Origin of the sequence: Micromonospora echinofusca, assembly GCF_017614955.1 — a bacterium.
Lineage (GTDB): Bacteria > Actinomycetota > Actinomycetes > Mycobacteriales > Micromonosporaceae > Micromonospora > Micromonospora echinofusca_A.
The window spans coordinates 1-11,429 of record NZ_WVUH01000244.1 but is presented as its reverse complement, the minus strand read 5'-3'; the positions used below and the strand labels follow the sequence as shown (position 1 = coordinate 11,429).

The 11,429-nt window shown below is 74.1% G+C and carries 7 protein-coding genes and 1 pseudogene; all 8 read left to right on the top strand.

Annotated elements, in window-relative coordinates:
- The coding region (locus tag GSF22_RS23590; protein ID WP_208815920.1) for a hypothetical protein at positions 1-277 on the top strand (277 nt) is incomplete at its 5' end.
- Positions 274-870, top strand: coding sequence for a hypothetical protein (locus GSF22_RS23585; RefSeq protein WP_208815919.1), 597 nt, complete (start codon positions 274-276; stop codon positions 868-870). The genes GSF22_RS23590 and GSF22_RS23585, both read left to right, overlap by 4 nt.
- Positions 867-1,937 (top strand): SMI1/KNR4 family protein, encoded by a 1,071-nt coding sequence (locus GSF22_RS23580; protein WP_307804252.1) that lies wholly within the window; start codon positions 867-869, stop codon positions 1,935-1,937. Before GSF22_RS23585 ends, GSF22_RS23580 begins: the two co-directional genes overlap by 4 nt.
- Entirely contained in the window at positions 1,934-2,944 is a 1,011-nt protein-coding gene (locus GSF22_RS23575; protein ID WP_208815918.1) for an SseB family protein, read from the top strand. The genes GSF22_RS23580 and GSF22_RS23575 overlap by 4 nt, the downstream gene beginning before the upstream one ends.
- Before the next feature lie 89 nt (positions 2,945-3,033).
- Entirely contained in the window at positions 3,034-3,450 is a 417-nt protein-coding gene (locus GSF22_RS23570; protein WP_208815917.1) for a YbaB/EbfC family nucleoid-associated protein, read from the top strand.
- The gene (locus tag GSF22_RS23565; RefSeq protein WP_208815916.1) at positions 3,434-3,790 is read left to right on the top strand and encodes a hypothetical protein; all 357 of its coding nucleotides are present in this window, start codon (positions 3,434-3,436) and stop codon (positions 3,788-3,790) included. Before GSF22_RS23570 ends, GSF22_RS23565 begins: the two co-directional genes overlap by 17 nt.
- 56 nt (positions 3,791-3,846) lie before the next feature.
- Complete coding sequence (locus GSF22_RS23560) at positions 3,847-4,509, top strand: hypothetical protein (protein WP_208815915.1); 663 nt, start codon at positions 3,847-3,849, stop codon at positions 4,507-4,509.
- 76 nt (positions 4,510-4,585) lie between these two features.
- A pseudogene (locus tag GSF22_RS23555) lies at positions 4,586-11,429 on the top strand (hypothetical protein); the annotation flags it as partial.

Below are 11,429 nucleotides of genomic sequence, written 5' to 3'. Positions count from 1 at the left end.
GGGTACACCCCGCCCCACCGAACCGGCCGACGGTGTGCTGCGCGGTGCCCGCCGTCCCGCCGGGTACCGGGCGGAGCTCGGCTCTCGCCGCAAGGAACGGGAGCGGGACGAGAAGGCGGCCCGGATCGACCAGGACTTCGACCAGATCCGGCGGCTGCTCGACCGGGAGGAGGCGTGGACCGTCGCCACCCCGGGCGGCGGGGTGCTCGACAGTACGCCCACCCGTACCGGCACCGTCGCCGCCGAGCCGAAGCCGACCGTGGGCGGTGGCGCGTGACCGCCCGCCGGGCCGGCTCGCTGGGGTTGGCCGCACTCCTGCTGGTCGGCGCGGGTACCGCCTGCGGTGGGTCCGACCCGGAACCGGGCGCCGCCGGCCCGTCCACCGATCCGGCCCCCACCAGCGTCCCGGCCACCACGGGACCGTCCGGGCCGGGCGGTGACGTCACCTACACGTTGCCGGCGAAGCTCTGCCCGGCGGTGGACGACGCCGCACTGGCCGAGATCTTCCCGCGCGACGGGGGCGCACCGGTCCTGGACATCCCGGGTGCCTGCGGCATCACCCGGCTCACCGAGGGCATGACGGTCGGCCTCAACGTCGACGCCGAACTGCTCAAGGACGGCCAGTGGGCGCGACGGTTCTACGAGACCGGCCGGCGGCTCGCCCGGGGTACCCCGACCGACATCGACGGGGCCGGGACGGCGGCGTTCTGGACCGCCGAGGAGAACCGGATCAAACTGGTGACGTACCACGGCAACCTGGCCCTCACCCTCACCTGCGAACCGGTCGCCGCTGCCGGACGACTGCCGGCCGACGTGCCGCAGCGGCTGGCCCGGGTCGCCGCCGGTACGTTCGCCCGGCTGGCGCCGTGACCGGACCCGGCCCGGAGGACGACCCACCGGCGGCCCGGTTCGCGCTGAGCGTGATCCACCCCGGCTCGCCGACGCTGCGGATGCGGTACCGCCAGGGGGTCCTGATCGATCCGTACGGCTTTCCCGACTGGGTGCTCTGCGCGCGGGCCGTGGTGGAACTGCCCACCCCGCACCCCGAGCTGACCCGGTCGCAGCAGCGGCTCGTCGACGTCCTCGCGGCGAACCTGGTGATGGCCCGGTCGGGTGGGGACCCGCTCTGGCCGGCGGTCGACGGTTCCCCCGTGGTCGGTACCCCGGCCGGCTGGTGCTGGGCACACCTGGGCGCCGCCCGCCGGGTCGCCCTGGTCCCGGTCGAGCTGCACGGTTCGTTCCGTCACCAGGGCGGGGTCGGTCGGCTCCCGGAGCGGCCCGCGCCGTCCGGTGCCGGCACGGTGGAGCCGGCCTGCCGGCCGGTCGGCCCGGCCCCGGGTCACCAGGTCCCGGACGACCTGCTCGACCTGCTGGAGCAGCTCCTCGGCCGGGCGCTGCCACCGGCGTACCGGCGCTTCCTGGGCGCGACCAACGGTGCCGGACCGGCGGGCCCCGCCGTGCTGCCGGGGCACGGGTTCCTGGCCGACCAGCCGTTCTTCGGCCTGGCCCGCGAGGACCGGCACCAGGACCTGTCCTACCTGGCCGACTGGGTGGCCGACCGGTTCACCCGGGACTTCCTGCCGGTCGGCTACGTCCAGGGTGGGCTGCTCGCGGTCCGCACGGGCGGGGACGACCCGGACTCGATCTGGTACTGGGACGACGACGACCCACGGGACCGGGACGGCTACGACGCGGAGCACATCTGCGCCCGTCTGCTGCACCGGGTCGCCGACTCGGTCGACGATCTCTGGGACCGGCTGGTGGCGCCCGCGCCGGCCCTGACCGACCTGGCCGGACAGTGGGTACGCCGGGGAGCCGTGCGCGAACTGCGGGACGCGGCGGTGGGCGCGGGACTGCCGCCCCGACAGCGCCCGCCGTGGCAGGCAGCACCCCGGTCCACCGCCGACCCGCTCGTCGGGCTCTTCGAGGCGCGATGACGACGCCGTTCGAGGCCCGGGGGGCACAGCCGCCGTGGCAGCCGGTCAACGAGGTCGAACGGCGGCTGCGGCACGCGGTCGACCAGGACGACCCGGAGGCGGTGCTGCGTATCCTCGCCCTCGCGCCGCTGTTCCTGCCCGACCGCGGTGACGACCGGCCGGGGGACGACGACCGACCATCCGGTACCGCCGACCGGCCCGGGGACGACGGCCGGCCGGGGCCCGGGGGGCGGCGGCTGATGACCGCCGACCGCGACGGCATCCGCTTCCTGCTCGCCTTCACCTCGGCGGAGGCGCTGTACCGGGTACTCCCGGCCAACGGCTGGCGCAGCACCAACCTGCCGGAACTGGTCCGGGGCTGGGCTGACGGGGACATCCCGGCAGACTGGGGACTCGCGGTCAACCCGGCCACCCCGGTCGGATTGCTGGTCGCCCCGGAGCGGGTACCCGGGCTGCTGCCCACCCCGGCGTCGCTGGCCGGGTTCCAGCCGGCGAACGAGGTGGAACGGCTGCTCGGCGCGGCGCTCACCGCACCCGATCCCGAGGTACTCCTCGACGTGCTGGTCACCGCGACGGTGATCATGCCGACCCGGGTGCTGGAGGTGGACGGGGTTCCGGAGGTGACCGTCTTCACCTCGGCCGAACGCTGCGCCGACTACCTCCAGGACCTGACGGTCGAGGAGCCGGCGCCGCCGCTGACCACCTGCGACCTGGTCGCGGTGCTGCGCCGGTGGCCCGGACCGGGTTACCGGCTGGCGGTCAATCCCGGCTCGCCGATCGGCTTCACCCTCGGTGGGGAACGGGTACCGGACCTGCTGCGGCACGCGGTGGCGCTCACCGCCCGGCGGCTCGGCCCGGCCCCGATGGTCAGCCCTGCCCCGGTGGACGGCCGGGTTGCGGTGGACGGTCCGGCCCCGGTGGACAGTCGGGTTGCGGTGGACGGGGCGGAGGAGGCGCGGACCCCGGTCGACGGTTCGCTCGCCGACCTGCTGCGGGGCCGGCAATGATGATCGACTTTCCGGCGTTCCACTATTGTCGGATCCGGTCCGGGTCACTTCGCGTGCACCGCGACCGGGCAACGGGGAGGTGACGAGGTTTGGAACGTCCGAAGTGGTCGGCGATCCGGGCGGTGCTCGACGATCTCAGCCAGAGCCTGGAGAACGCCGCGCAGACCCGTCAGCAGGTACTGGAGGTCACCGGGACCGCCTGGTCCGACGACCGGATGATCAAGGCGGTGGTCGGCCCCCGGGGGCAGCTCGTCGACCTCGACATCGACCCCCGGGTCTACCGTACGCCCAACTCGAAGGCACTCTCGGCGGCGATCCTCAGCACGGTACGTGCCGCAGTGGAGGACGCCGGCCGCCAGACCCGGGAGATCCTGGAACGGACCCTGCCCAAGGACCGGGGTCTCGGGCTGACCGAGCAGACGGACTTCGACCGGATGCTGGACAGCCACGACGCCGATCTGCCCAAGCTGCTCAAGAAGGAGGACGGCCATGGGTACGTACTTTGAGATCGACGGTGACCCGAACCAGGTCGCCGCGACCGGTTCGGTGCTGCGGGCGATGGCCGAGTCGCTCCGGGCGAAGTCGCAGGGGGCGCTGGGGCAGATCAACGGGATCGAGGGCGAGCGCCCCTGGGGTGCCGACAAGTACGGCCAGGCCTTCGAGAGCACCTACCGCCAGGTACCCGAGGGTGGGGACACCCCGTTCAGCGACACCGTCAAGGACGGTCTCGGCCGGGGTGGCGAGCAGTTGCAGCGGGCCAGCGGTGGTGTGGTCCGGGCGATGAACGACTACCAGGGTGTCGAGGCCGAGAACGAGGCCGGCATCCGGCGGTCCTACCGGGTGTGAGAGATGCCGGCGGCCGGTCCGCCGGCGGACGTGGCGGTACGGAGAGAGTGGTGGACGTGCGAACGGATCGGGTGGTCGCGGCGGTGCAGCGGCACGTCCTCGACGGCGCGGCGGTCGAGGAGCGGTACCCCCGGCCGGACGGCGTGGTGCTGTACGCCGGGCGTACCCGCCACGAGGTCGTCGCGGCTGACTGGCTCGTCACGCAGGCCGCCTGGGTCGACGGGGCGGTCCGGGTGGTCGCCGGTAGCGGTGCGGAGAACTATACCTTCAGCTACGGCCTGATCTTCCCGGTCACGGGTGACGCACTCTTCCTCAACGACGTGTCGACCATGCGCGAGCTGGGCGGCCGGGTCGGCACCGATCTCGCCCCGGTCGCCTATGCCGAACTGCTCGCCGAGCTCTACTCCGACGGGGACGTCAGCGGGCCCCGGGTGCTCGCCTCCTCGGCCACCGAGCTGCACCGCTCCGGTGAACTGGTCCGCGAACCGGCCGCCACGGCCGGGGCGTACCCGGCGCTCGACCCGGCGCTGCTCGCCGCGCCGACGGTCGAGGTCACCGACGGTCGGACGGTGCTCCGGTTCGACTCCTGTCACTACCTGATCACCGAGGCCGGCGGGGCGCTGGACGTGCTGCGCTGGGAGGTGCGGGCCGGTGGTGGGGAGCCGGCCGACTGGTCGCGACGGTACCTGGCCCGACGGCAGCCGGCCTTCGTCGACTGACGGTAGCCACGGTCGGTCGGTGGGTGTGGGCGCGTAGCGGGGTCCGGCGTGCCCGGTACAGGGGAGGAGGATTGGCGTGGGCGGGAATGCGGTCGAGGACGGGGCTGACTTCGTCCTCGAACAGGTGCGCCAGTTCTTCGTCGAGCTGAACCAGTACGTTCCGATCCTCGGCGACTTCCTTGAGATGATCATGGAGTGGCCGGAGGCCCGGCACGACCGGATCTTCGACCTCGCCGACGCGTACCGGGACGCCGCCGAGGTCTACACCGACCACCTCGACGAGATCAACGGCTATCTCAACGACCTCCAGGCATGGCAGGGCGACGGCGCCGCCCAAGCCGCCCGGGACCTCCTCCAGCAGCACCTGGACGAGGTCAGCGGGATGGCCGAGGCACTCGGCTCGATGCACGAGACGGTGCACGGCAAGGCCGTCGAGATCGAGGCCATGAAGTGGATGGCCGTGATCAACCTGGTGATGCTCGGCATCGCCGTCGTACAGATGATCCTCACCTCCTGGACCGGGGTGGGGCTGGTCGTCGGTGGCGCCCAGATCGCCGGTACCCGGCTCGCCATCCGGCAGCTCGCCCGGCAACTGCTCACCAAGCTCTGGGAACAGACCATCAAGGGCGGGGTGCGGCAGTTCATCGCCAGCGGCGCCCGGGGCGTCGGCCGGGCCGCACTGCGCGGCAGCCTGGCGTACGCCGGTTTCATGGCCGGCGCCAAGGGCGGCATCATGCTGCTCCAGGCCGCCGAGGGGCACGACCCGTTCGTCGAGGGCTGGGCCGGCCGCTTCGGCATGGAGGTGCTGGACAGCCTGATCGCCGGGGCGATCGGCGGCCCGCTGATGATGGGCATCCACACCCGACCGACCGAGGCGCTCGCCTTCGGGCTCGGCCAGACCGCCGACAACGTGCTCCAGATCGGCCGGGACAACCTGCTGGAGGAGGTGGGTCTCAAGGACTGGGCGCAGCGCAACGGGGTGTGGAGCGGCATGACCTGGGACAACCTCGCGAGTGGGCTGACCCCGGCCGCGCTGCTCGGTGAGATGCTGACCGACACCCGGCGCAACCGCCTGGACGTCGGTGCACACCAGGTCCGGTACGGCTCGCTGGACCTCTTCGGCAACGACGGGGCCGGCGGCAACGCCCCGTCCGGCAGCGCCGACACCAACCGGGCACCCGCACTGTCGCCCAGTACCCTGCCCGGCGGCCTGCCGGCCGGTCTACCGACGGGCACGAACGCACCGTCGGTCGCCCCCGGGCAACTCGGCGCGCCGACCGGCGGCACGCAGGGCGCAGGAGCCAACCAGGCTGCGGGGGCCACGCAGGACGCGGGAGCCACGCAGGCTGCGGGGGGCACGCAGAGCGCCGGATCGGGCGGTACCGCAGGCAGCGGTGACAGCCGGACGGGTACCCAGGGTGGCCGCACCCCGGCGACCGTCCCCGCGACGGTGACCGCGCCGACCGGCACGACGGGCCCCACCACATCGCCGACCAGCGGTTCGACGTCGTCCGGGTCGACGTCCTCTGCGGCGACGTCCTCCGGTTCGACCACCACCGGGTCGGCTCCGGCGTCCACCGCCGTAGCCGCCGACTCCGGGTCGTCACGTACCGCCGAGCCCGCCGGCACCCCGGACTCCGTCCGGAGCGGCACGGACGCGGGTACGCCGGTCGGCGGCGACGGCCCCACTCCGGCGCCGGACCGGTCGGCCGGTACGCCGCTGACCGAGGTGACCCCGACTGCCCCCACGGCGGGGACTCCCGACCCGGTGTCCACCGGGGAATCCCGACCGGCCACGCCGACGCCCAGCCCGACCGTGGGTACGCCGACGCCCACGCCGACCGTGGGTACGCCGACACCCAGCCCGACCGTGGGTACGCCGACACTCAGCCCGACCGTGGGTACGCCGACGCCCACGCAGACGGTCACCCCGTCGGGTGCCACGCCGTCCCCGGCGGTACCCGGTTCGCCCACTCCCACGACGGACAGCACACCCTCCGGTCCGACTCCGGCACGGGACGCCCCGACGACCGGTTCTCCCGGAGCATCCCCGGGATCATCGAACATCCCCACCCAACGGGCGGGGGCCGACGGTGGTACGGGCGACCCGACCCGCTCCACCGGTGGACCGGACCCCCGCACGGACGGGCCGGTGACGCCCGGCGACGGGGAAGCCCCGGCGGCCGGTACCCCGGACGGAGACCGGTCCGGTGACCCGCCGGCGGACCCGGACGGTTCCACCGGCGACCGGGACGGGGACGGCGACAACCCGCCCGAACAGCCCGAACCACGTTGGTGGGAGTGGCGTCAACGCGCCGAACTGCGAATCCAGCAGGAGTACGGGGATGCGGTCGCGCACCAGTTCGGTGCCCTGACGCTCGCCGGTCAGACCGTGCCCCGGCTCACCCCGGATCTCGTGCAGCGGGCGCTGGATGCCCGCCCCGAGGCTCTCTCGCGCTACGGCAACCGGCTACGGACGTACCTCGACCAGCACTTCACCACCGTGGACGGCACCGGCACCCGGCGTCCGCTTGACGAGGCTGGGATCGCGGCGAAGCTCCAGGAACTGCGGAGCACTCCGACGATCGGTACCTCCACACCGACCGACGAGGAGAATCTGTCCGGGGACCGGCCACCGGGTGACCGTTCTCCGGATCCTGCGGACCGTGCGCCTTCCCCGGACGGGCCGTCCGGCCGACCCGATCCCGAACCGGACGCGGCGCGGCCTGAGCCCGAGCCTGAGCCTGAGCCTGAGCCGGAGGGTGCGCGGCCCGATCCCGAGCCTGAGCCGGATGGTGCGCGGCCCGAGTCGGAGGTCGGCGGTACCGGACCGGACGGGTCCCGGCCCGAACCGGCGCATCCGGACGACCGGGATGCCGGCCCGGACACCGCGCCGGAGGGCCGCGCCGAGGCGGAACTGGCCCCCAGCGTCAACTTCCCGTCGTCGGCGACCCGGACCGGGGCGGATCTGCCGCACCAGGTCCGCGAACTTGCCGATCAGGCCAGGGCCCGACTGCTGGCCCGGTACCCGGAACACGCGGTGGCGCAGCGGCTGCGGGACCTGGACGACATCGTCGGGATCGCCGACCGCCTGGCGGCTGCCTCGGACCGGGCCCGTACCAGCGGCGACCTGGGTGACCTGGTGAGCCGGGTACGCGAACTGAGCACGGCGGTGAACGACTACGCCGACCGGTACCGCGACTGGCGCGACCACAGCCGGAACGGGGAACCCGCCGATCCGGGCTGGCGGGACCTCGACGGCGTGGACCCGCTCAACTCGGTCGAACTGGCCCACCGGACGATGGGCATCGACCCGCAGACACACCGGTTCCACCCGGTGGACCAGGCCATCGCGATCGCCAAGATCGGGGAGGTGCTCGGGCCGGAGTTCGAGCTGCACGCCACGAACATCCTGAGCCGTACGGTTCCGATGGACCTGGACTCGGTACGCGCCCTGCTGCCGGCGGACCGGGTGACCCCCCAGCTCATCCGGCAGGTGGAGGACCGTCCCCGGGGCTTCTACGACCCGGAGATCGGGGTCATGTTCATCGACCCCAACGCGGGTGACGGGTCGCCCCGGTCGATCAGCGCGGTCGCCACCACCCTGGTGCACGAGGGGCTGCACGCCCTGCAACCCAACAACGACCTGCTGCTCAGGCAGATCGACGGGGCGGGTCTGGCACCGGACGACCGGTTCCGGGCGGCAGGGCTGCTCCGGTTCGAGCGCGAGTTCCAGGGCTTCGCGGTGCAGCGGGAGTTCCTGCGTGGCCTGGCCGGGTTCCGGGGCGGGCCGGATCACTCTGGTGACCTGCGCGTACCCCGGAGCGACAACTACCGGGCGGTGGCCGACTACACCCCGGAGGGGCTCCGGCAGAAGGTCTTCGAGTCCTACCTGCCGGCCCACGTCCGGAATCTGGTCGGGGCGGACGTGCTCAGCCGGTACCCGGACCTGACCATGGAGAACGTGGTGGCGCAGGCCCGGCTGGCCATCATGGAAGCCAACCACCCGGACCCGGCCCAGCGCCGGCCGGGCATGCTCGAAGGCCCGATCGCCCAGGACGTCGCCCGGACGTACGGGTTGGACATCGACGGCCTGCGGCAGCGGCAGGCGAACCTCGACTTCCCACCGCTCAACGACAGCGGCCCGACCGGCACCGGCACCAGCCCGACCGGCACCAGCCCGACCGACAGCGGTACCACCGACGGCAGCGCCACCGACGGCAGCCCGGAGGGCGACCGGTCCGGCATCCCCGAGGGCGACCGGACGGGTACCCCGGACAGCCGGCCGGAGAGCGACCGGCCGGACGACGCCGCCGAGGCGGAGCGCGGCGGCCCGCAGCCGGACGGGAGCCGTCCCGAGAGCGGCTTCGCCCCGGAGGGCCGGCGCGGCTGGTTGCCCGACGTCACGCCGGAGGAGTTCCGGGACGCGGTCACCGGGGTCACCCCGGCGGACCTCGCCGGGGTCGGCGTCCGTGACATCCGTACCGACGGGCCGTTCGTCGTCGTCGAGACGGCCGACGGGCGGACGCACGTGTTCCGGCCCGAAGTCGGGTACGGGCTGCCCGACGTCGCCGTGACCACCCCGGCCGGCGGTACCACCGTCGACCCGCACCGGGTCCAGGTCAACCACCGGGTGGCCGCCGAGCAACTGGCCCGGGCCTGGGCGCAGGAGATCGCCGAGACGGTGCAGTCCCGCCCCGGTACCCCGGAACCGGGTGACACCGGCCGCACCGGGTCGCCGGGCCGGTTCCGGCAGGCGCTCGGCCGCCTCTTCGGGGCGACCCCGGCCACGCCGACGCCCGCGCCCGATCCGACCCCGGCGCCGGAGTCCGCCCCGGCTCCCGACGGGTCGGCGGGGCGGCTCGCCCAGCGCAGTCTCCTGCTCCGCGAACTCGACCAGGCGAGCCCGGACGAACAGGCCCGGCTGCGGGCCGAGATCGCCGGCCTGGACCGCGACCTGGCCGCCCTCGGCCACGCCACCGTCGACCTGCCGGCCGTACCGGAGCAGCGTCAGCCCGACGCGGAGCCGACACCGCCGGAGCAGCGCACCCACGACGAGATCTGGGCCGATCCGCCGTGGCGGCACGAGGACCGGCCGCCGTCGCTGGACGAGCTGATCCCGTCCACCGACGCCGAGGTGGCGCGCTGGGAGTCGGCGGTACGCGAGGAGTTCGCCCGGCACCTCGACGGCCGGGAGTTCGGTGGTCTGCGGGTCCGGGTCGACCTGAGCGACCCGCACGCGGTCAGCGTCTACCGGGACAGCGTGGTGGTCCGCCTGGACATCGTGCACCCCGACCGGGGGTACGTGGGCCGGACCGTGCGGGTGTTCAACCGGGACCACGACGGATCGCTCTACGTCGAGCACACCTCACTGCGGTTGTCCGAGCACGCGCAGGGGGGTGGCTTCGCGGGCGGGTGGAACCGGTTCATGGAGGACTGGTACCGGCACTCCGGGGTGCACCGCATCGAGATCCACGCCGCCTCCACGGTGGGTGGCTACGCCTGGGCCCGCGCCGGGTACGACTGGGCCCCGAACACCGGGCACCGGGCGGAAGCGGTGCTGGACCGGCTGCGTACCGAGATGCGGCACGCCCGGGCCGCGATCACCGACCTGGAGAACGCGGCGGCCGGTACCCGGTCACCGGAGGTCGACGCCCTGCTGGACCGGTACGGCGCCACCGACCCGGCGGCCCTCGCCGCCGAGTTGCGCCGGCAGGTGGACGACGGGCAGCGCATCCTGCGCCAGGCGGCCGGGCACCCGTTCGGTACGCCCGGTTTCCCGAGCCCGTTGGAGATCAGCCGGGCCGGCTGGGACGGGCAGCAGGGGCGGGACGCCTCGTGGCTCGGCAAGCGGGCGATGCTCGGCTCGGACTGGAAGGGCGTCAAGCCGGTCACCGAGGGCGGTCCGTTCCATCCGCGCAGCGCGCACCCGGCCACCCCGCCGACGCCGACGGTCGACCCGACCCCGATCGTCGACCCGACCCCGACGGTCGACCCGACGCCGGTCACCGATCCGGTCTCGCGGCCGGATGCCGGTCCCGCGCCTGGGGACGCCCGTCCGGGCCACACCCACACCGCGAGCCCGATCGAGGGTACGGACTTCGTGCCGGACGGCCGACCGGCTCACCTGGCCGACGTCAGTGTGCCCGAACTGCTCGCCGCCGCGCCGACGGTCAGCCCGGCCGACTTCCGCAGCGAAGGGGTCGTCGACGTACGGGCGCAGGACGGTCTGGTCCGGGTCGACACCGGCGACGGGCGGGTGCACTGGTTCCGGCCGTCGGTCGGGCAGGGAATGGCCAACCTGGCCGAGACGACCGTCCGGGCGGGTACGCCGGACGACCCGCACCTGACGGTGGTGAACCACCGGGTCGCCGCCGACCAGTTGGCGCGGACCTGGGTGCACGAGATCACCGAGACGATCCAGGAGCAGGCCGCCAGCCGGGCCGACCGGCCCCGACCACAGGGGCTGCTGCGGCGGCTCGGTGACCAGGTCGCCCGGGTCTTCGGTCGCCCGGCGCCGGTACCCACGCCGACCTCGACCCCGCAGCCGGACCCGCACGTGTCCGCCCGGCTCAACGAGCGGCAGTTCCTGCTCCGCCGGTACGCCGAGGCGACCTCGTTCGGTGAACAGTTCAGCCTCCGGCAGGAACTGATCGGGGTGGACCGGGACCTGGACCGGCTCGGGTACCCGACCCGTGACCTGCCCTTCCCGTCGCGTTCCGGACCCGCGACGGCCCTGCCCCCGGCCTGGGCGGTCACCTCTCCGGCAGCGTCACCCACGCCGGTGGCACCGGAATCCCCGCCGGTGACGCCGACAGTGCCGACCCCGCCGGTCGTGCCGGCCCCGGTCCCGCCCACTGCCCCGGCGGTGCCCGGCTGGGTCGACTCCGGCCGGCCGCCGACCCTGGACGACCTGGTAC